This is a genomic window from Microbacterium wangyouchuni (assembly GCF_054072595.1).
On the sequence record NZ_JBSVRM010000007.1, the window covers coordinates 195,963 to 221,628 of the forward strand.

The 25,666-nt window shown below is 65.4% G+C and carries 25 protein-coding genes; 15 read left to right on the forward strand and 10 right to left on the reverse strand.

What is annotated here, in order from left to right; translation table 11 throughout:
* Positions 1-15: 15 nt before the first annotated feature.
* Positions 16-675 carry a TetR/AcrR family transcriptional regulator gene (locus tag ACW5CM_RS13590; protein ID WP_457125315.1) on the reverse strand — a complete coding sequence of 220 codons (660 nt, stop codon included), beginning with the start codon at positions 673-675 and terminating at the stop codon, positions 16-18.
* Positions 676-737: 62 nt separating this feature from the next.
* Between ACW5CM_RS13590 and ACW5CM_RS13595 the strand changes: the two genes are divergently transcribed.
* From ACW5CM_RS13595 to ACW5CM_RS13620, 6 genes are all read left to right on the forward strand, one after another.
* Entirely contained in the window at positions 738-1,319 is a 582-nt protein-coding gene (locus ACW5CM_RS13595; RefSeq protein WP_457125316.1) for a biotin transporter BioY, read from the forward strand.
* Between the two features lie 253 nt (positions 1,320-1,572).
* Complete coding sequence (locus ACW5CM_RS13600; protein WP_457125317.1) at positions 1,573-2,958, forward strand: plasmid pRiA4b ORF-3 family protein; 1,386 nt, start codon at positions 1,573-1,575, stop codon at positions 2,956-2,958.
* Positions 2,959-3,232: 274 nt separating this feature from the next.
* Entirely contained in the window at positions 3,233-5,593 is a 2,361-nt protein-coding gene (gene purL, locus ACW5CM_RS13605) for a phosphoribosylformylglycinamidine synthase subunit PurL (RefSeq protein ID WP_457125318.1), read from the forward strand.
* Positions 5,590-5,745 carry a hypothetical protein gene (locus ACW5CM_RS13610; protein WP_457125319.1) on the forward strand — a complete coding sequence of 52 codons (156 nt, stop codon included), beginning with the start codon at positions 5,590-5,592 and terminating at the stop codon, positions 5,743-5,745. Before purL ends, ACW5CM_RS13610 begins: the two co-directional genes overlap by 4 nt.
* Before the next feature lie 163 nt (positions 5,746-5,908).
* A complete protein-coding gene (locus tag ACW5CM_RS13615) occupies positions 5,909-6,613 on the forward strand; it encodes a DUF2786 domain-containing protein (protein ID WP_439255523.1) in 705 nt (234 codons plus the stop codon).
* 47 nt (positions 6,614-6,660) lie between these two features.
* Complete coding sequence (locus ACW5CM_RS13620; protein WP_457125320.1) at positions 6,661-7,014, forward strand: TraR/DksA family transcriptional regulator; 354 nt, start codon at positions 6,661-6,663, stop codon at positions 7,012-7,014.
* Positions 7,015-7,032: 18 nt separating this feature from the next.
* Here ACW5CM_RS13620 and gnd read toward each other — a convergent pair whose 3' ends face one another.
* Together gnd and ACW5CM_RS13630 are read right to left on the reverse strand one after the other, a co-directional pair.
* Complete coding sequence (gene gnd / locus ACW5CM_RS13625) at positions 7,033-8,088, reverse strand: phosphogluconate dehydrogenase (NAD(+)-dependent, decarboxylating) (protein ID WP_439255521.1); 1,056 nt, start codon at positions 8,086-8,088, stop codon at positions 7,033-7,035.
* 138 nt (positions 8,089-8,226) lie between these two features.
* Positions 8,227-10,221: a chymotrypsin family serine protease gene (locus ACW5CM_RS13630; RefSeq protein ID WP_457125321.1), complete on the reverse strand. Its 1,995-nt coding sequence runs from the start codon at positions 10,219-10,221 to the stop codon at positions 8,227-8,229.
* A gap of 365 nt (positions 10,222-10,586) precedes the next feature.
* Between ACW5CM_RS13630 and ACW5CM_RS13635 the strand changes: the two genes are divergently transcribed.
* Both ACW5CM_RS13635 and ACW5CM_RS13640 read left to right on the forward strand, forming a co-directional pair.
* Complete coding sequence (locus tag ACW5CM_RS13635; protein WP_457125322.1) at positions 10,587-11,009, forward strand: META domain-containing protein; 423 nt, start codon at positions 10,587-10,589, stop codon at positions 11,007-11,009.
* 127 nt (positions 11,010-11,136) lie between these two features.
* Entirely contained in the window at positions 11,137-11,892 is a 756-nt protein-coding gene (locus ACW5CM_RS13640) for a hypothetical protein (protein WP_457125323.1), read from the forward strand.
* A 13-nt stretch (positions 11,893-11,905) separates the two neighbouring features.
* On the opposite strand, the gene ACW5CM_RS13645 is transcribed toward ACW5CM_RS13640, so the two are convergent.
* The 5 genes from ACW5CM_RS13645 to ACW5CM_RS13665 form a co-directional block, all read right to left on the reverse strand.
* Complete coding sequence (locus ACW5CM_RS13645; protein ID WP_457125324.1) at positions 11,906-13,381, reverse strand: lipase maturation factor family protein; 1,476 nt, start codon at positions 13,379-13,381, stop codon at positions 11,906-11,908.
* A 133-nt stretch (positions 13,382-13,514) separates the two neighbouring features.
* Complete coding sequence (locus ACW5CM_RS13650; RefSeq protein WP_457125325.1) at positions 13,515-14,429, reverse strand: glycine betaine ABC transporter substrate-binding protein; 915 nt, start codon at positions 14,427-14,429, stop codon at positions 13,515-13,517.
* Positions 14,430-14,532: 103 nt separating this feature from the next.
* Positions 14,533-15,465 (reverse strand): ABC transporter permease, encoded by a 933-nt coding sequence (locus tag ACW5CM_RS13655; protein ID WP_438252544.1) that lies wholly within the window; start codon positions 15,463-15,465, stop codon positions 14,533-14,535.
* On the reverse strand, positions 15,465-16,772 hold the full coding sequence (locus ACW5CM_RS13660) for a quaternary amine ABC transporter ATP-binding protein (protein ID WP_457125326.1): 1,308 nt from the start codon (positions 16,770-16,772) through the stop codon (positions 15,465-15,467). The genes ACW5CM_RS13655 and ACW5CM_RS13660 overlap by 1 nt, the downstream gene beginning before the upstream one ends.
* Before the next feature lie 335 nt (positions 16,773-17,107).
* Positions 17,108-18,334: a class I SAM-dependent methyltransferase gene (locus ACW5CM_RS13665; RefSeq protein ID WP_457125327.1), complete on the reverse strand. Its 1,227-nt coding sequence runs from the start codon at positions 18,332-18,334 to the stop codon at positions 17,108-17,110.
* A 217-nt stretch (positions 18,335-18,551) separates the two neighbouring features.
* Here ACW5CM_RS13665 and ACW5CM_RS13670 point away from each other — a divergent pair, with 217 nt between their 5' ends.
* The 6 genes from ACW5CM_RS13670 (at position 18,552) to ACW5CM_RS13695 (ending at position 23,122) form a co-directional block, all read left to right on the forward strand.
* A complete protein-coding gene (locus tag ACW5CM_RS13670; protein ID WP_457125328.1) occupies positions 18,552-19,205 on the forward strand; it encodes a TetR/AcrR family transcriptional regulator in 654 nt (217 codons plus the stop codon).
* On the forward strand, positions 19,202-20,164 hold the full coding sequence (locus tag ACW5CM_RS13675) for an ABC transporter ATP-binding protein (protein WP_457125329.1): 963 nt from the start codon (positions 19,202-19,204) through the stop codon (positions 20,162-20,164). The genes ACW5CM_RS13670 and ACW5CM_RS13675 overlap by 4 nt, the downstream gene beginning before the upstream one ends.
* The gene (locus tag ACW5CM_RS13680; RefSeq protein ID WP_457125330.1) at positions 20,157-20,957 is read left to right on the forward strand and encodes an ABC transporter permease subunit; all 801 of its coding nucleotides are present in this window, start codon (positions 20,157-20,159) and stop codon (positions 20,955-20,957) included. The genes ACW5CM_RS13675 and ACW5CM_RS13680 overlap by 8 nt, the downstream gene beginning before the upstream one ends.
* A 193-nt stretch (positions 20,958-21,150) precedes the next feature.
* On the forward strand, positions 21,151-21,546 hold the full coding sequence (locus ACW5CM_RS13685; protein ID WP_439255508.1) for a GntR family transcriptional regulator: 396 nt from the start codon (positions 21,151-21,153) through the stop codon (positions 21,544-21,546).
* Positions 21,543-22,436, forward strand: a complete 894-nt coding sequence (locus tag ACW5CM_RS13690; protein ID WP_457125331.1) for an ABC transporter ATP-binding protein — start codon at positions 21,543-21,545, stop codon at positions 22,434-22,436. The genes ACW5CM_RS13685 and ACW5CM_RS13690 overlap by 4 nt, the downstream gene beginning before the upstream one ends.
* Positions 22,436-23,122 (forward strand): hypothetical protein, encoded by a 687-nt coding sequence (locus tag ACW5CM_RS13695; protein ID WP_457125332.1) that lies wholly within the window; start codon positions 22,436-22,438, stop codon positions 23,120-23,122. The genes ACW5CM_RS13690 and ACW5CM_RS13695 overlap by 1 nt, the downstream gene beginning before the upstream one ends.
* Positions 23,123-23,286: 164 nt before the next feature.
* Here ACW5CM_RS13695 and ACW5CM_RS13700 read toward each other — a convergent pair whose 3' ends face one another.
* The gene (locus ACW5CM_RS13700; protein WP_457125333.1) at positions 23,287-23,877 is read right to left on the reverse strand and encodes a winged helix-turn-helix domain-containing protein; all 591 of its coding nucleotides are present in this window, start codon (positions 23,875-23,877) and stop codon (positions 23,287-23,289) included.
* Positions 23,878-23,951: 74 nt separating this feature from the next.
* Between ACW5CM_RS13700 and ACW5CM_RS13705 the strand changes: the two genes are divergently transcribed.
* Positions 23,952-25,250 carry an MFS transporter gene (locus tag ACW5CM_RS13705; protein WP_457125334.1) on the forward strand — a complete coding sequence of 433 codons (1,299 nt, stop codon included), beginning with the start codon at positions 23,952-23,954 and terminating at the stop codon, positions 25,248-25,250.
* 179 nt (positions 25,251-25,429) lie between these two features.
* On the opposite strand, the gene ACW5CM_RS13710 is transcribed toward ACW5CM_RS13705, so the two are convergent.
* Entirely contained in the window at positions 25,430-25,648 is a 219-nt protein-coding gene (locus tag ACW5CM_RS13710) for an SCO4848 family membrane protein (RefSeq protein WP_438252533.1), read from the reverse strand.
* Positions 25,649-25,666: the final 18 nt, after the last annotated feature.

A 25,666-nucleotide genomic window follows, 5' to 3' on the forward strand; every position in this document is an offset into this window, starting at 1 on the left:
CGTCCTCGCGTCCGCTCACTCGAGCGGACGCGAGGACGCGGTGGTTTTTACCTGCAAGGCGGCGCTTGCATGCACGGCGGCGCTTGTCTGAACGCCGGCGCTTGCCTGTACGCCGGCGACCACCATCGTGAGGCCGGCACCGAAGGCATCCGTCTGCTCGTTCACACCCGCGGGGGCGAGGTCGACCGAAGCATCCGCCGCACCGACCACGGCGGCGTAGAGGCGCTGCTGCTCGTGGAACGTGAAGCCGATCACGAAGTGCACGAGCGTGTCGGCGGCAATGGGCGCGGATGCGTCGTCGAGTCCTAGGTCGCCCGCAGCTTGGATGAGGGCCGTTCTGCTGGGCAGATCGAGAAGGCCGAGAGCGAGCGAGCTCGACACGATCTCCGCGCCGTCGCGATGAGCGAGCAGCCGGTCGCGCAGCGCTGTCGCGATCGCGGCGAGTCCTGCCGCGGCATCCGATTCTGGGGCTCTTTCCGGGGTATCGACGATCTGCGCGCTCACGGCCGCGAGCAGCGCCTGCTTGTTCGGAAAGTGCCAGTACAGCGCGCTGACCTGCACCTCGAGCTCTTCGGCGATGCGACGCATCGACAGACCGGGCAGGCCGTTCTCGGCGAGCACGCGCATCGCTGCCGCGACGACGTCGGGCTTCGCATAGCGGAGGGGGGCGTTCATCCTGCTAGTGTACTGAACATCGTTCAGGTGAACAGTGTTCAGGATGTCAATCAGGAGGAACCATGTCCGTATCCGCCACCCGCACCCGCGTCCCCGTGCTGGCCGATCTCGTCGCTGACACCCGCACGCGCAGCGCCGCCCTGACGCTGCTGGGCACCGCGTTCATCACGGTCTCCGGCTACATCGTGATCCCGCTGCCGTTCACTCCCGTTCCGATCTCGCTGGCCACCTTCGCCGTGCTGCTCACCGGCGTAGCGCTCGGGCCCTCCAGAGGCGCCGCGAGCGCGGGCATCTATCTTGCGCTCGGGCTCTTCGGCGTTCCGCTGTTCGCGCACGGAGCATCCGGCTGGGCATTCTCATCGTTCGGATACATCGCAGGCTACGTCGCCGCGGCGCTGCTCGTCGGAGCCCTCGCACGCCGGCGCTCCGCTCGCACCGTGTTGTCGACGCTCGGGCTCGCAGCACTCGGATCGCTGACGATCTATGCGTTCGGCGTTCCGTGGCTTGCGGCATTCCTCGGTGTCGACATCATCACGGCGATCGGACTCGGCGTGGTGCCGTTCCTGATCGGCGACGCCATCAAGATCGCAGCTCTCGGCGGCATCGTTCCGCTCACCTGGCGGGTCGTTGGGCGGTCGCGTTGAGGGGTGGGCGGGGTGGCGGGGGGCGGTGGCGGTGATTCCCCGTTGATTCCCGTTCATAACTCCTGAAGTTCGGGCGGGTGCGGCGGCTATTCCCGGCAAATCCGCCCATTTCCGCCCATATCCGTCCGTTTCTCAGGAGTTATGCGCGGGAATCGGCCGGGCAGACCGGTCAGCCCGGGTCGATCGGGCAACCACGCGGGGCAACCACCCGGCGAAGGCGCTCAACGTCGGAGCTCCCCTCTACGCTCGACACATGACCCGATACCGCCTGCGCGTGACACTCATCGGCAGCGAGCCCGAGATCTGGCGCACATTCGACATCGAAGGAACCGTCCGGCTGCGGATGCTGCACCTCGCGCTGCAGACGATTATGGGGTGGCGCGAATCGCACCTACACGCCTTCACTGACGCCGACCCGTTTGCGCCTGCGCTGCCGGGCCAGGCGAGGCGCTGGGAATCCCCGGACTTCGAAGACACCGCAGAAGGCGCCCTCTCCGAGGAGGACTTCACGGTCGTCGATGTCCTGCAGGGCGGCGGTCCGCTTTGGTATGAGTACGACTTCGGCGACGGCTGGATACATCGGCTCGACGTCATCGACCAATTCCCTTCCGACTCCGCGCTTACGGCGGTCGTGCTCGTTGACGGCGCGAATCGCGGACCGTTCGAAGATTCCGGAGGCCCGCACGGCTACGCCGAGAAGCTCGCGATCGCTGCTGATCCGCAGCATCCGGAACATGCATCCATCACTGACTGGATCCACACGACAGTCGGACCATGGGCGCCTCATGGCCTCGGGATGTTCGACCTCATCGGCGTGCAGACCGAGCTGAATCTTCTGTTCAACCCCAGCGAGTCCGGCATCGCACCGTACGACATGTCGGGAATCGTCAAGATCGAAGCGCACCGGCGTCCCGGAGATGTGCACGAGGCGTCGCCGATCGCCGAGTTCGCATCGGTGCTGCCGCCGCCCATCCGTTCTGAGCTGCGTCAACACCTTCATCGCACCGGCGTGCTCGAGCCGAATGAGATCGACGCTGAGACTGTGGCACGCATTATCCGGCCATTAGGGTGGCTGATGCAGACCGTCGGCGCGAATGGCCTCGCCCTGACAACGGCGGGGTGGATGCCGCCAGCCACTGTCCTTGACGGCATGACCGAACTCGGGTGGCTCGACGATTGGATCGGCAAGGGCAACCGTGAAGACCTCACACCGCCGATGGCCAATCTGCGCGAGACCGCCCAGCGCATCGGGCTCGTGCGCGTGCAGAAGGGACGATTGCTGCTGAGCGCTGCGGCCAAGAAGGCGCTGGGTGACCCGCAAAGCCAGTTGCGTCTCGTCGCAGGCGGACTGTTGCGGAAGCTCAGTGACGCCGAGACGGATGCGGCAGTCTTGCATCTGCTGGCGATCGCAGACGGCACACCCCACGATGAGCGCTGGCGCACCGTCGCATTCGGGCTTGAGGTGTGCGGCTGGCGGTCGTCTACGGGATGGCGGTTCACACGGCAGGACATCGGTCACGCGACCTTCCGGGCGCAACAGGTGCTCGATCAGCTCGGTGAACTGTCTGCTCGCCGCCGTCGCCGGGGCGAGGAAGATCCGCTCATCGCGATGTTCGCCCGCGAGGCCTTGCGGTACTGAGCGCTGCGGCACTGCGCGCTGCGCGTTCATTTCCGTTCATAACTCCTGAAGTTCGGGCAGGTCCGGCGGCTATTCCCAGCAAATCCGCCCAAATCCGCCCGTTTCTCAGGAGTTATGCGCGGGCAGTGACCGGGCAGACCGCATCGACCGGGCAGACCGAGCAGCCCGAGCAGCCCGGGCAGCCACCCAGCGACCGGCCTCCTCCCCCAGCTCACCACCCGCCGCCACGCAAGTAGACTGGAGATGCCCCGCCGGCCCTGATCTTGGAGTGCGCGTGACCCCCGAAGCTGCTGCTGCCCCCGCGACTGTGAAGCACGTCCCCGACTCCGTCTCGAACGCGGTCGCGACACCGGAGAAGGAGCAGCCGTACGCGGCGCTCGGACTCAAGCCCGACGAGTACGCGAAGATCAAAGAGATCCTCGGCCGCCGCCCCACCTCAGGCGAGCTCGCGATGTACTCGGTGATGTGGTCGGAGCACTGCTCCTACAAGTCGTCGAAGAACTACCTGCGCCGCTTTGGAGAGAAGGTCTCCGAAGAGATGAAGGAACGGCTCATGGTCGGCATGGGCCAGAACGCCGGCGTCGTCGACGTCGGCGAGGGCTGGGCTGTCACCTTCAAGGCCGAGTCGCACAACCACCCCTCCTTCATCGAACCGTTCCAGGGCGCGGCTACCGGCGTCGGCGGCATCGTCCGCGACATCATCTCGATGGGTGCACGCCCGGTCGCCGTCATGGATGCTCTCCGCTTCGGCGCGATCGACCACCCTGACACCGCGCGCGTCGTGCACGGTGTCACCAGTGGCATCTCCTTCTACGGCAACTGCCTGGGGCTGCCGAACATCGGCGGCGAGACGGTCTTCGACTCCGTCTACCAGGCGAACCCGCTGGTCAACGCGCTCGCGGTCGGCGTGCTCCGCCACGAAGACCTCAAGCTCGCCAACGCCACCGGCGTCGGCAACAAGGTCGTCCTGTTCGGTGCCCGCACCGGCGGCGACGGAATCGGCGGCGCGAGCATCCTGGCATCCGATTCCTTCGACGACGGCGGCCCGACCAAGCGCCCCGCGGTGCAGGTCGGCGACCCCTTCGCCGAAAAGGTGCTCATCGAGTGCTGCCTCGAGCTCTACAAGGCCGAGCTCGTCGAGGCCATCCAGGACCTCGGCGCTGCCGGCATCTCGTGCGCGACCAGCGAGCTGGCAGCCAACGGAAACTCCGGCATGCACGTCTCGCTCGACAACGTGCTGCTGCGCGACCCCTCGCTGACTGCCGAAGAGATTCTCATGTCGGAGTCGCAGGAGCGCATGATGGCGATCGTCGCGCCCGAGAAGCTGGATGCTTTCCTCGAGGTCGTCGCCAAGTGGGAGGTCGAGACCAGCGTTCTCGGTGAGGTCACCGGCGACGGTCGCCTCATCATCGACTGGCAGGGCGAGCGCATCGTCGATGTTGACCCGTCGACGGTCGCCGTCGACGGCCCCGTCTACGACCGTCCGGTTGCCTACCCGACGTGGATCGACGCACTGCAGGCGGATGCTGCTGAGCTGCTGCCCCGCTCGGACGACGCAGACGTGCTGCGTGAGCAGTTCCTGGCGCTGGTGGGCTCGCCCAACCTCGCCGACACCCGCTGGATCACCAACCAGTACGACTACTACGTGATGGGTAACACCGCTCTGGCCTTCCCCGACGACGCCGGCATGATCCGCGTCGATGAGGAATCCGGCCTCGGCTTCGCGGTCTCCACCGACGCCAATGGCCGCTACTGCCAGCTCGACCCGTACGCGGGTGCGCAGCTGGCTCTCGCTGAGGCGTACCGCAACGTCGCCGTCACGGGTGCGACCCCGACCGCGATCACCGACTGCCTGAACTTCGGCTCTCCCGAGAACCCCGAGGTCATGTGGCAGTTCGGACAGACCGTCGACGGCCTGGCGGATGGATGCTTCGAACTGGGCACCCCGGTCACCGGCGGCAACGTCTCGTTCTACAACCAGACCGGTGACACTCCGATCCACCCGACCCCGTTGGTCGGCGTGCTCGGCATCATCGACGACGTCTCGCGCCGCATCCCCTCGGGCTGGCAGGACGTGGGCCAGAACATCTACCTGCTCGGCACGACCTCGACCGAGCTTTCCGGTTCGGCGTGGGCGGATACCGTGCACCAGCACCTCGGCGGCCTGCCTCCGAAGGTGGACCTCGCCGGCGAGAAGAACCTCGCCGGGTTGCTTGCTGCAGCCCGCGACGAGTGGCTGATCTCCTCGGCGCACGACCTCTCAGAGGGTGGCCTCGGCCAGGCTCTTGCCGAGGGCGTCATGCGTTTCGGCCTCGGTGCTCGCGTGTGGCTGACCGAGCTGATGGAGCGCGACGGGGTGGATGCGGCATCCGCTCTCTTCTCGGAATCGACCGGCCGCGTCATCGTGACGGTGCCGCGTGAGGATGACGTGAAGTTCCAGGGCCTGTGTGAGGGCCGCGGATACCCGGTGCTGCGCATCGGCGTGACCGACAGCGTTGCCGACCTCGAGGTGACCGGGCTGTTCACTGTTTCGGCGGATGAGCTGCGTGCGACTTCGCAGGCGACGCTGCCGGCGGCCTTCGGCCCGACCGTCACGGAGCCTGTTGCTGCCAGCGGCGTCGAGGGCAACGCGTGAGCGAGCTGGCCGAGGTGAAGGACACCGAAGAGGACTACGGATCGCTCGGCGAGCCCCGCAACAGGCGCATGCGCATCATTGCCTGGGTGACGATCGCTTCGCTCATCCTCATCGGCGGCGGCTCGACGGTTCTAACTCTCCTCTTCGGCTAACCCCCGCGTCCCCTCCCCTACAGCTTGCGAGTGTCCAGTTGTGGCGCTGTTTGGCGCTGTTTTGCGCGGAAATTTAGCCACAACCGCCCACTCGCAAGTGGTGAGCTCTCAACGTCTGACCCCCGCTGGATACTGGTCGGCATCGCAGACGGAGGAGACGAAAATGAGCGAAGCCAAGATCGACCTGATCAGCAAACTGTTGGCGAAGGCCGAAAGCACGACGCCGGAAGAGGCTGAAGCCCTCACCGAGCATGCCGAGCGGCTGATGGTGAAGTACGGAATCGAGCAGGCCCGGCTCGATGCGCAGCGCGCGAAGAATGGGCAGGCGCGGGAAGAGATCATTCAGGAGCGGATGCTGTTCACCGGGTCGTATGCGCGCGACATCCGTGAGCTCGGCGCTGGCATCGGAATCGCGCTCGGCACGATCCGTCCGATGTACTCGGAGGCGGCGACTGGGATGATTCTGTATCTCATCGGCTTCGCCTCCGACGTCGAGCAGGCCAAACGCCTCACCGCGAGCCTTGAGGTGCAGGCGATGGTCGCGATGCGGGCCTGGTGGAAACGAGAGCGCGAGCGGTACCTACGGCATCCCGAGAGTGCGAAGCGCCGAGCGCGCAGCGGGTTCATCCGCGGCTTCGGCATCGGCGCGGCCGAGCGCATCACCGAGAGCCGCGCGGTGATCATCGACGACTCCGGCACCGGCACGGCGCTCGTGCTCGCTTCCCGCAAAGACCAGGTGGATGCCTTCGTCGACGCCATCCCCTCGAAGAGGGCGCGCACGCGCCAGGGCGTCAACGCTTCGGCGTACGTGCAAGGTCGTCACTCTGGTCGGCAGGCGAACACCGGAGGACGATCGGTCACCGTGTGAGCGGGTTGAATGACCGGAAGGCGCATGACGCGCCCTAGGGTATGAGCATGACCGACAGTGAGCTGCGCACCCTGCTTGAAATGCTGCGCCGTGAGGCAAGCGATCGCACCGATGTGATTGCGAGCACGCTCACCGCTTTGACCCACGATCGCAGCAGTCAGAGCGACGATGACGAACATGATCCAGAGGGCGTGCCGCTGTCAGCTGAGTGGTCCCGCCTCAGCGGCGTGCTCGAGGGTGCTCGCGAAGAACTGCAGCAGGTCGATGACGCGCTCGCGCGAATGGATGCCGGCGCCTACGGCGTCTGTGCGAACTGCGGCGAACGCATCCCGCTCGCGCGTCTGCGGGTGCGTCCGTTCGCCGAGTACTGCGTGCCGTGCGCGGAGAAGCTCGGGCGCTGACCGAACGCTGCCACAACCTCAGCCGGCGTCGGCCTTGCGCGCGCCGGCCTCGAGCACATCGCCTGCTGGCAGCTCCTTGTGCCCACCGAACTGCAGGCGCATCGCTGACAGCACCTGGTTCGCGAACTGGTCCTCGTCACGTGACGCGAACCGTCCGAACAGCGCTGAGGCAAGCACCGGCACGGGCACGCCCACGTCGACCGCAGCCTTGACTGTCCAGCGGCCCTCACCCGAGTCTGAGACCCGACCCGCCAGGCCATCCAGCGTGGGATCCTCCTGCAGCGCGGCCGCCGTGAGATCAAGCAGCCAGGACGAAATGACCGATCCGCGACGCCACAGCTCGGTGACCTTGTCGGTTTCAATCGGGAACTGGTAGAACTCCGGCTCCTCCAGCGGGGCGATCTCTGCGGAGTGCTCGGCCTCGCGCACTCCAGCATCCGCGTTCTTGAGCAGGTTGAGACCCTCGGCGATCGCGGCCATGATGCCGTACTCGATCCCGTTGTGCACCATCTTCACGAAGTGGCCAGAGCCCGCGGGGCCGCAGTGCAGGAATCCCTGCTCCTCGGGTGCGAGGTCGCCGGTGCGGCCGGGCGTGCGCTCGATGTCGCCCGGGCCGGGCGCGATCGTGCGCAGGATCGGCTCGATGTGATCGACGGCCGTTTCCGTGCCACCGACCATCAGGCAGTAGCCTCGCTCCAGCCCGAAAACGCCGCCACTGGTGCCGATGTCGACATACTCGATGCCGCGTTCACGCAGTGTGGCCGCACGGCGCACGTCGTCACGATAGTTTGAGTTGCCGCCGTCGATGAGGATGTCGCCGGCATCGAGAACCGCCGCGACCTCTTCAGCGATGGCTCCGGTGAGCGAGGCGGGAACCATCATCCACACGACGCGGGTCGGTTCGAGCTTGGCGGCGAGGTCGGCCACACTGTCTGCGCCCGTGGCGCCCTCCGCGACGAGTGCGGCGATAGCATCCGGATTCACGTCGTAGACGACGCAATCGTGCCCATCGAGCATCAACCGCCGCACGATGTTGGCGCCCATCCTGCCGAGTCCGACCATGGCGAGTTGCATCTGAAGTTCCTCCCGTTCGGGACCAGCCCGGAGTGAGCCGCGTCGTGGTCATCTTGGCACGCGTCGCCAGGAGGATGCCAGCACCAACGCAAAAGGCGGGCATCTCCGAAGAGATGCCCGCCTTTTACTCAGTGCTTATCAGCCTTCGATCAGCTTGCGACGACGAATCGTCAGAAGCGTGATGCCACCGGCGAGCAGAACCAGGGCACCAGCCGAGGCGCTCAGGGGCACGATCATGTCCGTACCGGTCGTGGCCAGGTTGTCGTCCTCGCCGCCGTTGCCGCCTTCGCCACCGGGTGCCGGAGGCGTGGTGGGCTCAGGTGCCGGAGGCGTGGTGGGAGCCGGAGCCGGCTCGACGAGAACCAAGAACGCGAGGCTCACGGGTGCGGATGCGACGCCCTCGATGCTCTGCGTTGCAGAGACCGTGTAGGAGCCGGGCTGCAGTGCAGCGTCGAACTTGACGGTCCACTTGCCATCAACGACCTCAGCCGGGTAGGAGCCGCTCTCAGCAGCCAGGGCTGCAGGCTCGGCGCCGTTGAGCTTCACGGTAACAGTTGCACCGTCGATGCCCGTGCCCGAGAGGGCGGAGGGTCCGTTGTCGTGCGCGAACGTGGTGCCGTTCGTGATCGAGGTCACGGCAGGTGCCACCGGGACAACCGAGAAGGCCGAAGTTGCGGCATCCGAGGTGTCGTCGTTGGCGGTCTGCACAACGCTGACGCTGTGCTTGCCGTACTTGAGCTCGAGGCCCTTGATGGTCCAGTTGCCCGAGCCGTCGACCGTGGTGGTGTACTCCGTGCCGTTGACCGTTGCAACAACCTCGGCACCGGGAAGACCGGTTCCGCTGACTGCCGTAACGGTGCTGTCGATGCTTGCACCGTCAGCAGGCGAGGTGATGACCGGCGTCGCGGTAGGTGCGAACTTCGTGGTCAGCGTGTAGGAGGTGGTCTCCGACTTGCTGTAGCCGCTGGATGCGACGATCTTGTAGTCGTAGTCACCGGGTGTGCCGGGAGCCTTGAAGGAGAACTCGCCGTTGGAGACGGAGACGTTGAATGCATCGCCAACGCCGGAGACGCGAACCGTCTTGGCACCGGGCGCCTTGCCCGTGATGGTCGAGCCGACGATGGCGGTCGAGCCGCTAGCCGGGTCGGTCACCGTGGGAGCATCCAGGTCGAGAGCAACGGTGTAGCCGTTGGTGTGCTCAAGGCCGTGGACGAGGGACGTTGCCCAGGTCCACTGCTCCTCAGTTTCCGTGGCTTCGGAACCGCCACTGATGAGGCCGACAGCCTTGTTGCCCTGGATGACGGCTCCACCGGAGTCGCCGGGACCCGCCACGGTGTTGCTCGAGAAGCCACGAACCCAGCGGTCCTCGATTTTGGCCCAGCCGTCGATGACGTCGTCGCCGTCAATGGTGCCGGTAGTGAAGCCGGTCGTGCGACCACTCTTCGAGACATCACCGGCGACAGGAGCGCCGACGCTCTTGACCGAGACGGTGCTCTCCGCGAGCGAACCGAGGTCTTCGCCAGCCGTGGTCCAGTCGGTGACCTCAGGAAGAAGGCTGAACTCGCCGTCGACGTTGATGTCGATGACAGAGATGTCGGTCGAGTTGACGTCGCCCTCACTGCCGGTGGTGCCGTTGGGGCCACCGAACTGTGCGAAGCCGAAGGTGCCGAGCAGAACCGGAACATCCGGTGTCACGTAACCGGGGCCGCCGACAGCGGGCTCGTCAGCAGGGATCGTCAGAGTCGTCTGGACGATCTTGTCACCGGCCTGGTCGTAGGCGCAGTGCCCAGCACCGATGAGCGCAGGACCGCCGTCCGGGTTGAAGCCGGTGAAGCCCACCGAGCATGCGTACAGGTAAGGATTGGAGAGACCCACGTATCCCTGTCCGCCGACAACTTCGTTCTCCGCGAACGCGGACAGCGTGCTGTTGACCGTGACGACCTTGGCGCCGTCGATCTCAGCCGCGTCGGTGAATGCCTTGAGCTCCGCGTCGCCAGCTTCAGCTTCATCGCCCGCGACGACGACGACACTCTCGCCCGCAGCGTTCACACCGTACGCGACGACAGCAGCAGCAGCGGCGGCGGCGGTGACGTCCTTGGTAGGCGCCGGAGTCAGGTTACTCAGGTCCCCCACGCTCTCCGCAGCGTAAGCAGGAGCCGCGAAGAAGAGCCCCCCTAGGGCAATCGTCGTAGCCGCTGTCAAAGCCAGCGGGCGACGTACCATCCCTCTGTTCTTCATAAAGTCGATGTCCTTCATCTGTAGCGAATAATGGTCCCGAAGCGACAAACTGCTCGTCATTCCTCAGAAAATCGCGGACTCCATGCCCGCAGCGCGAACACAGAAACCTCCGCAAGACTACCCAGCAAACTCACAGAAGCCAACAGTAGATCTCCGTTCTGTCACGTGTATGGGGACTTCTCCCCACTTCTTGGCTCGGTTACAACGGTTCACTCAACCTTCCCGCTCGTCTCCAGGTGGGGCCGACTACGATGACGTCCATGCGCACACGAACCCCCAGAATCCTCACGCTGGCCGCGATGGTCGGTGCCGCCACTCTGCTCATCACCGGCTGTGCTGCCGGTCAGACACCGGGATCCGCACCCACATCCTCAGCAGACCCGAATGACCCCGTCGTCGCCGAACTGCTCGGGTCCTGGGGTGAGGATGCCGCAGGGCAACCGCACCTGGAATTCACCGTCGACGGCGAAGTAACGGGCAGCGACGGCTGCAACGGAATCTTCACCAACTTCACCGTCGAGGGCGACCAGATCGACCTCGCGCAGTTCGCTTCCACGCTGAAGGCTTGTGAAGGTGTCGATGACTGGCTGCGCGGCGTTCGTGCGGTCGAGGTCGACGGCGACGTTCTCGTGGCCTTCAACGACTCCGGAGAGAAGCTCGGCGAACTCACCCGCGCCGAGTAACGCTCCGCACTGCTTGCGAGTGGGCGCGCGTGGCTTGATTTCTCCGGAAACTTGAGCCGCAACTACCCACTCGCACCTGGTGCCGGGGACGGAGGGGAAACGGGCGGCGCAGTAGGCTGGGCGCATCATGGATGAGTTCTTCCGAGGCCTGTGGAGCTTCGCCACCGAGAACTGGTGGCTGATCTTCCCGATCATGGCGATGGGCGGAGGCGCGGCGAAGGCCTGGGAGCAGAGCGCGAAGCGGCGGCATCAGCGCCGGATGGAAACGCTGCGGATGAAGGGCGAGCTCAAGGCCGCTCAGATCGCTGCCCGTGGTTCCAGCGGCCCCGTCAGGAACGCACCGAAAGAGATCGACTCCGACGCTCGGCTGCCGTCGAATCAGCTCCTGGAGCGACTCTTCGCCGAGCACGACGAGATCACCGCGCGCTGGCTCGACTACGAACTCGACGTCGCCAAGCTCATCGCCTTCCCCGCTATGAGCGATGGACGCCAGCCACTGACCGCGGCGTTCCTGCGGGCGAAGAAGACCGCAGATGCTCTGCGTCCGGCATCCGCTGATGCCAAGGTGAGCGAGCAGCAGATCACCGAGTATCTGGATGCTGTCGGCAACTACGCCGTCGCATTCGAGATCGCTGAGAAGGATGCCCGGCGCCTGCGCGATTCGACCTTCACGGAGCCTGAGCGCAAGAAGCTCGACCGTGCACAGAAGCTGTTGAAAGTCGCTGTGGACGAATCAGCCACCCAGGCTGAACGCAACCTCGCCTATAAGCGGGTGCGGGACGAGCTCGAAGGCCTGATCGTGCTGTCCGATGAAGCCGTGCAGGTGCTCGAGAAGCAGGTCGCGCGGGAGATCGCTGCGCCTCGGCCACCTACCGAGGGTTGAGACCGGCAGCCCCTCACCCCGGCAGCTGCGCCGGATGCACCACCATGCGCCGCCGATCGCGTACCCAGACGACGCCGTCGGCTCGGCGCTCCGCCCGCGTGGCAAAGCGGTACCGGTACGCCACCGCGCGCACCCACTGCGGCCGCTCCCCCGCGAACGGATCGTGGCGCAGCAACGCGAGCGTCGGGGCATCCGCTTCGAGCAGACGAGCCAGGAACCGGGTGAACCAGTCGTCGAGTGAGTGCCCGAGCGGCAGAAACCACATCAGCCAGTCAAGCCGCAGATGGTACGGAGCGAACTGGCGCGGCACGCGCCGCACGTCTCCCGGCTTGCCTGTGAATTCGTACTCGCGCCAGTGGGCGGCATCCGGATCCTCATCGAGCGTCCCCTCGACGACGATCTCGATCCGCTCCTTCGTCACCGTGCCGAACGCCCCGTAGGCGTTCGCGAGCTGCCAGCGGTTGAAGCTCGCATTCATCAGCTGACGGCAAGCGAACAGGTTTCGGAGCGCGGGCCAGCTGAGCGCGAGATAGAGGATGCCGACAGCCGAGGTGATCACGACCCATGAGAGCGGGAGAGAGCCTTCAGCAGGGCCACTCCGACCGAATCCCGGCAGGCCGATTGCCGAGAACGCGAGCACCACCGTCGCCCAGTTCAGCCAGGCGAAGTTTCCCGTCACCACGAGCCAGAGCTGTGTCAGAAGCACAATGCCACCGGCGACCGCGCCGACGATCGCGGAGCCTTCGACCAGCTGCGGAGGAGCTCCCGGGAGCAGCCCGAGCAGCGGTGCGAACAGGAAGAACGGCACCACCAGCTGCGCGAAGTGATTGCCCAGCACCTCACCCTTGTGAAACCAGCGCGGCAGCAAATGCGCCTGCCGACTCAGCGGCCCTGGCATCGGCTGCGTCTCATGGTGGTAGGTCAGGGCGGTGAGATCGCGCCACTCGCGCCCACCACGGATCTTGATCATTCCCGCACCGAACTCCAGGCGGAACAGCAGCCACCACAGCAGCACGATCACCACGGTCGGCGGCGGCTGATCACCAGAGCCGAGGAACGCCACGAGGAACCCGGCCTCCAGCAGCAGCATCTCCCACCCGAAGCCGTAGAAGCTCTGGCCGATGCTGGTGATCGACATGTATCCGAGCCAGAGCAGCAGGAAGCACACCATCGGCACCCAGGGCGGGCCGAGCTGCGGGATGCCGACGACGAGGACCACTGCCAGGACGATGCCCGCCCAGCAGAGGACGGCGAGACGCCGATCGGTATAGCGGATGCGACCGAACAGGGTCGGGCGCAGCATCCGTCTTCTCGCCTTCGAAGACGATGCCCACTCGAGCAGTTCCGGGGCGGGCAGTAGTCCCCGCTCGCCCAGCAGCGGTCGGAACTGGTTCAGCGTCGACACGAACGCGACGAGGTAGAGCGCCGCGATGCCCCGTTGGAGCACTTCGCGAGCAAATCCGAAGTCGACAGCGGCGAAACCGTCCATATCGGCCAGGCTACGCCGCTCAGGTGCCGCTCGCATGGGAGGAGAAAGCAGCGATGGGCGGAGCCTCCACTCGGAAAGCTCCGCCCATCACTGCGAACTCCGCCCGAGGCTGCGCCCGGGGGAAATCAGAAAATCAGGAGGTCAGGCCGTCGACCCACTCCTGGTTCTCGTCCATCCAGGTCTGGACAATCTCGGTGTAGTCAGTGACGTCTTCTTCACCGGAGTTGTACATGGCGTTCTCCAGCGAGAACAGCACGTCCGAGTCCATCGCGAAGTTGCTCATCCACTCGAAGACCTCGGGGAACTCCGACTCGAAGTCCTTCTTGGCGATCGTGTGGATCTCCTCGGCGGCGCCCAGGGTCTCCTCCGGGTCCTCGAGGTCCTTGATGTCGAAGGCGTCGTAGGCCCAGTGCGGACGCCACAGCGTCACGGCCACGTTCTCACCGGCGTCGAGCTTCGTCTGAAGCTCGGCCAGCATCGCCGGGGTCGACGACGTGATGAAGTCCATGCCCTCGAGACCATAGGTCGGGATGGTGTTGTCCTGCGTGGCGGCGGTGAGGCCGGCGCCCGGCTCGATGCCGATCAGGCGGTTGTCGAACGCATCGGCGTTCTCCGCGAGCTCTTCGAGCGAATCGATCGGAGCATCGGCGTTGACTGCGATGGTGAGCAGTGCGTCGTTGTTCCACGAGCCGAGGTCAACGATGTCGTCGCCGAACTGCTCGAAGTAGTCCGCGTGGGTGAACGGCAGCCAGCCATCCAGCGCGAGGTCATAGGTACCGTCCGCGACGCCGGCGAAGACCGGGCCTGCGTCGGCGTATGCGAGCTCGACGTTGTACCCCTGCTCCTCGAGCACGAGCTTCCAGACGTACGAAGCCGCCTCTCCCTCGGGCCAGCCGTTGAACACGCCAATGGTGATGTCCTTCGACGCAGGAGCCTCGCCCGCGTCGCCGTTGTTGTCTCCGGCATCCGAACCGCTGGCGCAGCCGGTCAGTGCGAGAGCTACCGCCGAGCCCAGTGCAAGGGCGCTGAGAAGGTGTCGCTTCTTCATGATCGTTCCTTTCCTTCCGCGTGCTGTGTCGCGGATGTTGGGGATATGCCCACGGGGTGCCGTGGGTCGTCAGCACGCAGAGCGTGCGTCAGTCTTGAGGAATTCAGGGGGTGCCTGCGGTCGTCGTTGCCTTTTCGTCCGCAGCATCCGCCATCGGCTTCGTCGAAACCCGGCTGGACTTGCGCGTGCGGCCACGCCCACCGAAGCCACCGGTGATGCGGTCGAGGATCATCGCAATGACCACCACAGCGATACCCGCTTCGAAGCCGAGCGGAATGTTCACCGAGCTCAGCGCCTGCACGATCGGGCGGCCGAGGCCGGGGGCACCGACCATGCTGGCGATGACCGACATCGACAGCGAGAGCATGATCACCTGGTTGACACCGGCCATGATCGACGGCATCGCCAGCGGCAGCTGGATCTGTCGAAGGATGCGACCGGGCGTCGCGCCGAATGCGTGACCGGCCTCGACGACCTCCTGGTCGACTCCGCGGATGCCGAGCTCAGTGAGCCGAACGCCGGGAGCAACGGAGAACATGATCGTCGCGACGATGCCGGGAACGGGCCCGACGCTGAACAGGAAGATCGCCGGAAGCAGATAGACGAACGCGGGCATCGTCTGGAGGAAGTCCAGAATCGGACGCACGATGTTGGAAACGGTCTGCGATCGCGCAGCCCAGATGCCCAATGGAATCGCGATGATCGTCGCGATGAGCACGGCGACAACGGTGAGTGCCAGCGTCAGCATGGCATTCTCCCACTGCGCGACCGTCATGATCAGCACGAGTCCGATCACCGTGCCGAGCGCGAGCTTCCATCCCTTCGCCGTGTAGGCGATGAGGGCGAGCAGGATGATCACCAGCCAGCCCGGAGGGGCAGTGAACAGCCAGGTCGCACCCTCGTACACGCCGGTGAAGACCGTCGCGATGAAGTCGAAGAGCCAACCGAGATAGTCCTGCAGGAAGTTGATGAGCTCCTTCACCCACTTACCCAGCGGGATGCGAGCGCCGTCAGTGATCCATTCAATGATGTTCATCAGCGGTTGCCCCCTTCGATACCGGCACCGGCCGGGGTGGCGGAAGCCTCAGCTGCGGCATCCACCAGCGGGGTGAACTGAGCAACCATCTCGATCGGAGTCTGAATGATGGGCATCTCCCGGGTGGTGGGTGCGACGTTGCCGAGCGCCGCGAGCAGGGTCACCCGCGGGATGACTCCGATGAGTCGGCGCTTGTCATCGATGACCGCGAGCGGGACAGGCGTCTCGACCGCACGCTCGACGATGTCGGTGAGCAGGTCGTCAGGGCCCACGGTGAGCACGGACTCGTCCACGATCTGACGCACATCAGTCTGACCGGCCTTGACCGCGCGGATGACGGCGCGGTCGGTGACCACACCGACCAGACGGTTGTTCTCGACCGCGAAGACCGCGCTCGCCTGGTATTCACGCAGCGTCCGCAGCGCGCCGCGCACTCCCGCGCTGATCGGAGTGGTGAGGTGCGGCGGCTCCATTACGGCGCTGGCGGTGAGCACGCGCGTGCGGTCGACGTCCTGCACGAACTGGGCGACGTAGTCGTTCGCCGGGTCGGTGAGGATCTCCTCCGGAGTACCGTTCTGCACGATGCGCCCGTCGCGCATGACCGCGATCCGATCGCCGAGGAACATCGCCTCGTTGAGGTCGTGCGTGATGAAGATGATGGTGCGGCCGAGCTCTTCCTGCAACTCGACGAGCTGTTCCTGCATCTCACGCCGGATCAGCGGGTCAAGGGCACTGAACGCCTCATCCATGAGCAGGATGTCACTGCCTGCGGTGAGTGCGCGGGCAAGACCGACGCGCTGGCGCATTCCGCCGGAGAGCTCATCGGGGAAGGAGTCGGCCCATTCGGCCAATCCGACCTTTCCGATGATCTCGCTGGCGCGCGCAAGACGTTCTGTCTTGCCGACGCCCTGGATCTCCAGCGCGTAAGCGGCGTTGTCGATGACGGTGCGGTGTGGCAGCAGGGCGAAGTGCTGGAAGACCATCGATACCGAAGAGCGGCGGATGTCGCGCAGTTCGGCCGGGCCGGCCTTCGTGACGTTGCGTCCCTGGATCGTGACCTCGCCGGCTGTCGGGTTGAGCAGTCCGTTGAGCATGCGGATGATGGTGGACTTGCCCGATCCGGACAGGCCCATGATGACGAAAATCTCGCCACGCTTCACTTCGAAGCTGGCGTCGATGACGGCGGCGGTTCCGGCATCCATCACATCGGCGCGGCTTTCGCCGGCCTTCAGCCGACGGACGGCCTGGTTCGGATTCTTCCCGAACACTTTGAACAGATTGCGCGCAACTAGTGCGGTTTCGGTCACGTTTCCCCCGGCGGCTCACCGACTTTTCGGGTTTCGGGAGCCCACTTCGGTTACGTCCGGGACGAGTTCACAAGGCCGTTCGAAATTGCTGCATCGCGGCACTGACGGCGGAATTCGGCTCCGCCGCAAGAACATCGACCGTACGTCCACGCCTCTTCGCAGCACAGCTCATCGAATGAAGGACGTGACCGCGGACTGGTCATCAGGCCAAAAGGCCTACGTTTCAACGTAACAAAATGGCCGGTCAGGGGCAAATCTCGATCCGGTCACGACGCTTGTTTTTGTCGCGTGAACGGGAGTTCTGTCTAATGTCGACAATCTGCGCGTATGCGAAATCAGCGCCGAATGCTTCGCGTGACGGTGAACTTCGGCGTGCGCCGGAGCTGCTCCGTGGGTCCGATGATGCGTCCGAGTTCGGCCCGATATCCGAGTGCGGAGTTGTAGACCGTGAGCAGTTCTCCACCCGGGCGGAGCAGGCGAGCGGATGCTTCGAACAGCCGCGTGGCAGCCCCCGCGTGGATGCTGGCACCGAGGTGGAACGGCGGGTTCAGCAGGATCAAATCGGCGGATGCGTCGGGCAGTTCTGAACCGGCGTCATCATGCGTGACCGTGACGCGGTCCTGGATGCCGTTGGCTACCATGGTGGCGCGAGCCGATGCCACGGCCGCGGCCGAGCGGTCAGTCGCGGTGATCCGAGCTTCGGGGTGGCGCAGCGCGTAGTACGCGGCGAGGGCGCCGGTGCCGCAGCCGAGGTCGACGACGTGCTCGCCGCGCATAACTCCTGAACTTTGCGCCTCGGAAGCGGGTGCATCAGCATTTCCGGCCGGAATGGGTGCAGTTCTCAGGAGTTGTGAACCGGCAGAGTCGGAGAGCACCTCCAGCAGCACCCGGGTTCCGATGTCGATGCGGTTAGCGGCGAACGCGCCGCCGTGGGCGACGAGCGTGAGCCCGGCCCCCGAACCTGTCGACGGGTCCGGATGCTCCGCGCGCTGTGGATATGGCGGCTGATCCGGCACGGGCCGCGGCCCCCGCGCAACGATGAGCCGTGACTTGCGCTCGGCACGCTGGGGCTGCACCTCGGCGAAACTGCGGCCGAGCACCTCATTCTGCGCGAGCGTCATGTGCTTCACACGCCCTCCGGCCACCAGGGTCACATCGGCTGCAGCCCAGCGGGCGACGGCATCCGTGATCTCCTCCAACTCGGCGAGGGACTTGGGCAGCTGCAGCAGCACGAGCTTCGCCCCATCGAGCAGCGACGCGTCGAGTTCATGGGATGCGAAGCCCGTCAGCTCGAGCGCTTGCGCGTTGTTGGCCAGCGCCCGACGCCCGGTGGCGAGATCCTGATGCACGCGGATGCCCGTGAACCCAGCATCCGTTAACGCCAGCGTGATTGCACCGTACTCGTCGCCGATTACGGCGATCTCGGAACCACTCAGCCCAGTTTCTTCGACCAGCGCGAAAGCGCGCTCGACCAACAGCAGATCGGTGGCGTCGTGGGCCTGCAGATTGTTCGCCTCGACATCGGGAAATCGGCGCAGGCGGTCATAGGCAAAGTCGGGCACCTCCCCAACCTACGCGCCCGCGACCGCCGCTACGCGCCTTCGCGCACCGCCTCGAACCCCGCCATCGACGCGTGCACAACTCCTGAGGTTTTCGCGCCGGCGAGGGCTGAGACTCCATTTTCGTCCGAATCCCGCACAGTTCTCAGGAGTTATGACCCCACCGCACAGAGAGTGCATACCCTTGACAGAGGATGAACAGGTGTTTAGTCTGCTGTACATGCGTTCAGTACCTGATGACCTCACCGCCCGCGCTCGCATCCGCGACACGGCCATCGTCGCCTTCGCTCGCGACGGTTTCGATGGGACGAGCCTGCGATCCATCGCTCGCGAGGCCGAAGTCAGTCCAGCCCTGATCGTGCATCACTTCAGCGACAAGCAGGCGCTGCGTCGCATCTGCGACGAGTACGTCGCCGGCATCTTCACTGACGAGTCGCATGAGCTGATTAATGCCCCGACGAGCGACCGCATCCACGCCGCCCTGAACGACCTCGACCGCTACGGCCCCTACATCGACTACCTCGGACGCATGCTCGTCGACGGTTCACCCGCCGCAGATCGGCTGTTCGACAGCATCCTCTCCGGCACCCGGAAGGTGCTCGACGAGCAGAACGCCGCTGGCCTGCTCGAACCGATGAGCGACCCAGAGATGACCACTCTCATCCTGGCACTCATGGGGCTCGCGCCCGTCGTGATGCGCACCCAGATCTCCCGCGCATTAGGCGCCGACTACCTCAGCCCCACAGGCCTCCTGCGCTCGACGCTTCCGACCATGGAACTGCTCACCCACGGCCTTTACGCCTCCGACGCGTTCCTGGATGCAACGCGCACAGCGTTGGGCGCCTCTCCCGTTCCCGAGGAGGAACGACCATGACCGCCGCCGTAGAAACCCGAGCTCTACATAAAACGTATGGCCAGCGCGTCGCCCTGCACGAACTCGACCTGCGCGTGCAGGAGGGGAGCGTGTTCGGCCTGATCGGGCCGAACGGCGCTGGTAAAACGACCACGATGCGCACGCTTATCGACACGATTCGGCCGTCTTCCGGCACCGTGCGGGTGCTCGGCGAGGATCCCCGACAGGGAGGCGCGGCACTTCGACGGCGCATCGGCTACGTCCCCGGCGAACTGCACCTCGAGGGGCGCGCAAGTGGCCACCGACTGCTGTCGTTCTACGCCGAGGTGTCCGGACGGCCGGGCGATGCAGCATCCACTCTGCGAACAGCGCACGATCTCGCCGACCGGCTCGGCGTCGATCTGAACCGTCCTGTGCGCACGCTTTCGAAGGGCAACAAGCAGAAGATCGGACTCATCCAAGCGTTCATGCACCGCCCCGAGCTCCTCATCCTCGACGAGCCGACCAGCGGACTCGACCCACTCATGCAGCGCGAGTTCCTGCAGCTCGTGCGCGAAGCGCGTGCTGCCGGCCAGAGCGTGCTGCTCAGCTCGCACGTGCTCAGCGAGATCCAACAGACCGCCGACGAGGTCGCCGTCCTCAGCGCAGGACGCATCGTCGCCGACGGCCCGGTCGCCTCGCTGCGCCTCGGATCGGTGCGCCGGGTGCGCGTCATCGTCGAGGGCACGGATGCTGCGGCGGCCCGCGCCGCGCTCAAAAGAGTGCCGGGAATCGACGCGCTGGAAGTCACCGCCGCCGCCGCAGACGTGCAGGTGTCCGCGACCATCGAAGGGGCGATCGACCCCCTCGTGAAGCTGCTGGCGCAATACGACGTGCGCGAGCTGACCGTGGAAGAGCCGGATCTCGAGGAGTCCGTGCTGCGACTGTACGGGGATGCTTCTTCCTCGACCCGCGGCGGCGAAGAGGCTGACCATGCGTAGTTTCCTGCCGGTGTTTCGGCGCAGCATCCGCGAATCATGGCGCAGCCTTCTCGGCTGGTCGATCGGCATCGCCGCCGTCCTTTTCCTCTACTTGCCGATCTACCCCACGTTCGGGGCCAGCGATCAGATGACGGAGCTGATCGACTCGCTCCCGAAACAGTTGGTCGACACGCTCGGGTACAGCCAGATCGCCACCGGAGCCGGCTACACCGAGGCCACGTTCTACGGGCTGATGGGCTTCCTACTGCTGACTATCGCAAGCGTCATCTGGGGATCGGCCGCGCTCGCCGGCACCGAGGAGTCCGGACGCGCCGAACTCGACCTCGCCCACGGCATCGGACGCATGCAGTACGCCTGGGAATCCGGGCTCGCCGTGCTGGTGCGGCTGCTGTGGCTCGGCGCGTTCTCGGGCCTCGTCGTGTGGGCGCTGAACGGACCGAGCGAACTCGAGCTCGACCCCGTGCGCCTTGTCGGCGCCAGCGCCGCGCTGACCGGGCTCGCCTTCCTCACCGCTGCCGCAGCTCTCTTCGCGGGAGCGGCGACCGGGCGCAAGATCTGGGCGACCGGCGTCGGTGCCGGCATCGCCGTACTCGCGTACATTCTGCAGGCACTGGCGAAGCAGTCGGGTGACCTGGAGTGGCTGAACGCGCTGTCACCGTACGCGTGGGTGTTCCGCCAGTCGCCGCTTGCCGAGGGCGTGGATGCCGGTGGGCTCGCGCTCACGTGGGGGATCGCCCTGGCTCTGGCCGCGGCATCCGCTTTCGCGCTGCGCGCTCGCGACCTCCGCGGCTGACGACCGCGGCCCGGTCGCCGGTGCATAACTCCTGAAAAATTGAGCCGGGCCGGCCCGATCAGGCCGTGGCTACGTCAACAGTCGGCAGATCTCAGGAGTTGTGCAGGGCGCGGTTTGCTCGAGGACTTGACACACACTCGGGTTAGATGGTTAGTTAGTCGAGTAAGTAACCGACCAACTGCAGGAGGAATGCGTGATTGAAGAAGGAAAGCCCCTCTTCCTCCAGATCGCCGAGCAGATCGAGGACTCGATCCTCGACGGCTCACTGGAAGAGGAATCCCAGGCGCCCTCGACGAACGAGCTCGCCTCCTTCTACCGCATCAACCCCGCCACCGCCGCGAAGGGAGTCGCAATGCTCACCGATAAGGGAGTGCTGTACAAGCAACGAGGCATCGGCATGTTCGTTGCCTCCGGCGCCCGCGAACTGCTGCTCGGCGAGCGCCGTGCGGCCTTCGCCGACCGTTACCTCGACCCACTGCTCGCCGAGGCCCGCACGCTCGGGCTCGGCGCCGAAGATCTGGCAGCCCTGTTGCGCGAACGCGCTGCAGCAGGTGCATCCGAAACCACTACCGAAGGGACGCCCGCATGACCGCCGTCATCGAGGTGAAGAACCTCACCAAGCACTACAAGCAGACGAACGCGCTCGACAATGTGTCGCTGTCGATCGAGGGTGGCTCCATCTACGGGCTGCTCGGCCGCAACGGCGCCGGCAAGACGACACTCATGTCGATCCTCACCGCCCAGAACTTCGCCACGTCGGGCGACGTGAAGGTGTTCGGCGAGCACCCATACGAGAACGCCCGCGTGCTCAGTCGGGTCTGCTTCGTCCGCGAGAGTCAGAAGTATCCGGATGATGCGACTCCGGGCCACGCGTTCCGCGCCGCTCGCCTCTTCTTCACGAACTGGGATCAGGGTCTGGCCGATCAGCTGATCCGCGACTTCCAGCTGCCGATGAAGCAGACGATCAAGAAACTCTCGCGCGGGCAGCTCTCGGCTGTCGGCGTCATCATCGGCCTCGCCTCGCGTGCCGAGATCACCTTCTTCGACGAGCCCTACCTCGGCCTCGACGCCGTGGCCCGGCAGATCTTCTACGACCGCCTGCTCGAGGACTACGCCGAGCATCCTCGAACGATCATCCTCTCGTCGCACCTCATCGATGAGGTCTCCAATCTCATCGAGAAGGTCATCGTGATCGACAGCGGCACGATCCTGCTCGATGAAGACACTGACGCGCTGCGTGATCGCGCCGTCACCGTCGTCGGCGATGCGGCGAAGGTCGATGCCTGGGCCACCGGCCGAGAAATTCTGCATCGCGAAGCGCTCGGACGCGTGGCATCCGTCACCGTGCTCGGGCATCTGTCCGACGCCGAAAGGGCAGAGGTCTCGGCATCCGGGCTCGACCTCGCACCCGTCTCACTGCAACAGCTCATCGTCCGCTTGACCCAGAAGGCCGGCGCAGAAACTCAGGAGGTTCGCTGATGTCCCGCACACTGAATGTCATCCGTCTGCAGTTCATCAACAAGCAGACCTTCATCTGGGTGCCGCTGATTGTTCTGGGCGGCGCCGTGCTCATCTCCGTTCTCATCTACGCGATGATCCCGATCGACACCCCGAAGTACGGTGGCGGCGGGCAGGCTCCGCTCTGGGTGTTCTTCGCCGTCGGCATGTCGGCGATGACACTGACCTTCCCGTTCTCTCAGGCAATGAGCATTACCCGGCGGGAGTTCTTCCTCGGAACGATGCTGACGGCGATCCTCGCGAGTGGCCTGATGGGGCTGATCTTCCTCATCGGCGGCGGTATCGAACTGCTCACGAACGGCTACGGCGTAAACGGCTATGTGTTCCACCTGCCGTGGGTGTGGGAGACCGGACCGCTCGGGGCCCTCATCGTCTACTTCACCCTCGCGCTGTTCTTCTTCGTCGTCGGATTCACCGGCGCGACGATCTACAAGAGCTGGGGACCGATGGTGCTGACGATCGCGAGCGTCGCACTGGCACTCGTCCTGGTCGGCGTCGCTTTCCTCGTGACGCGGCTCGAACTGTGGGAGCGGGTCTGGATCGGAATCCTCGACCTCGGCGCCGTTGGACTCGCGCTGTGGGGACTCGTTGCCATTGTGGTGCTGTCCGCGGTCTCGTTCCTGGCATTCCGGCGGGCGACGCCGTAGGGGTCAGGGGCTTGGCGACGGCTCAGCCGTTCATAACTCCTGAAGAATCGGCTCGATCGGGTGCGTACAGCCCCTGATCGGGCCGATTCTTCTGTTTTTTCAGGAGTTGTGCACGCGCGGCAGTGGCAGTGGCGCGGCAGCGGGCGCGGCAGCGGAGACGCCCGTCAAATCGTGTCGTCGGCCCCGATGATGTCGAGAGTCCAGACGCGGCCGTCGGGATTATCAGGGTCGTGGGCATCTGCGATCTCTTGGATCACGTCGTTGATGCGGTGCTCGATCTCACGAAACTCTGCCTCGGTCAGGCGCAGATTGCGCTGCGAGAAGGTGCCGTGCACGGCCGGGTTTCGACCCGCAACATAATCGGGCGCCCACCTCATCACCCGCCGCACCATGTCGAAATGCTCATCGACAAGTGACGCCATGAGTGCATTTCCCAGCACCTCGTCCTCGACCGGATGTTCGGGGGACCCGACATTCCACGCCGCCTCCACGGCCTTCCACACCCGATCACGCTTGTCGCGGGCATGCTCGGGCGCCTCTTCGATGAGGTCGGCATCCGCGAGGACGCGCAGGTGAAAGCTCACGCTGTTCGCTGGAACGCCGAGATCAGCGGCGATGTCGGCAGCACGAGCGTGTCCCCGTGCACCGACAGCCTTCGCGATCCGGCGTCGGAGCGGATGCGCGTACGCCTTGAGCATCGCCGACGTCGCATTTCTCGCGTCGGGATGCACGGGCTTCGGAGATTCATCCGCCATGCCTCGATCCTATCCGCACCAGAAATTGCGCAAGAACAATTGCGCAATAGAGCGTGCGCATCTAGTATCGACCCATGACCACCACGACCCCACCGCATCGGCTCACGCGTAATGGCCGCTACATCACCTGGCTGATCAGCGACACAGCCAAGGGTCTGGCCAGTGCACTGTTCGGCTTCGCGATCCCGCTGATCGTGCTCTTCGTCACGAATGACCCGGCCCAGGCCGGCATCATCGGCGCGGTCGGCATGGCAACCCGAACCATCACCACTCTGTACGGCGGCGTGCTGGCCGACCGCCACCGCCGCATCGTCATGATGGTGCTCGGCTCGCTCATCGGAGTGGTGCTGTCTGGAGCATTCGTGCTGCTCGCCCTCGGCGACGCCCTCACGTTCACGACGCTGCTGGTCATCGATGTGCTCCTCGCCGCGCGGACCGGCCTCTTCGACGTCGCCGGCGAGAGTGCGTTGAAGGAGATCGTCCCGGATGACGCGATGGGCCGGGCTCAAGCCGCGAACCAGGGTCGCAGCGCCGTGCTGGAACTGGCCGGCGGGCCGCTCGGTGGTGCGCTCCTCGCCGCCGGTGCCTGGCTGATCGGCGCGGCCATGGCGCTGTGCCACGTTATCGCGGCCGTGACGGCGTGGATGCTGCAGCGAACAGCATCCACTTCGCCTGTGAAAAATCCGGACGATCCGGATGCCGGAAAGCCCCGAGCGGATGCGGGCAAGCCCAATGCGGTACGGGAGATGAAGGAGGGGTTTCGCTGGCTGTTCTCGCGTCCCGACCTGCGGGGCGTGCTGTTCGTGGCGACGATCGTGAACCTCGGCTTCGCCACCGCGATGACGACGATCATCTATGCACTGCAGCAGGCAGGACACTCCACCATCACCATCGGATTCCTCGGCACCGCGGCCGGAGTCGCCATGCTGCTCGGCGCCCTCGTCGCACCGGCGCTGGTGTCGCGGGTGCGGGCGAGCGTCATCATCATCGGCGGTCTCAGCGTCTCGGTTTGTGCAGTCTTCGGCATGATTCCGGCGCGTGAGCCGCTGGCGCTGGCCGGCGTCCTCGCCATCACCGTGTTCTTCATCCCGGCGGTGAACTCCGCACTGATGGGCTACTTCATGGTTGCGACCCCGACCGCACTGCTCGGACGCGCAAACAGCGCCAGCGCCGTGCTCGGAATGGGCGCCATGCCGCTCGCACCCCTGATCGCCGGATTCGGACTCGCTTCGATCGGGCGCGAGGGCACGCTCATCACTGCATCCGCTCTGTGCGCCTTATCGGTGCTGCTCGCGCTTTCCAACCGCGGCCTGCGCGCACTCCCGGTCGAGTCCGGTTGGAGGGCGCACGCCCGTCAGTTCGAGACGACCTGACCCGGCCCCGGCAGGCGGTTCCCGGCACAGTTGTCGGCCCAGATCACGCCTGCAGGCCGAGATGCTCAAATCCGCCCGACAGGCGTGCCAATCGACCTACAAGTGTGACGCGCACCTGTGGCGCACCCGATGCACGCCCGGCAAAACAGCAGTGACCTCGGCGACAACCGAGACCCCGACTAAAGCACCCCGACGAGAGCGGCCACCCCGGCGAGCACCGATACGAGGGCGATCACCAGCGCGAACGCGATGAGGATCGCATGCACTTTGAGGAACGTCGTGGCCTTGCCGTCAGCATCCCGAGCCCGCGGATCATCCACAACCCGCTTGTAGAACCGGGGCCACACGATGACGTTGAAAGCGGCGTTGATGAACAGCAATACAGCAAGGGCGATCACCCTCCCAGCGTAGCCGCG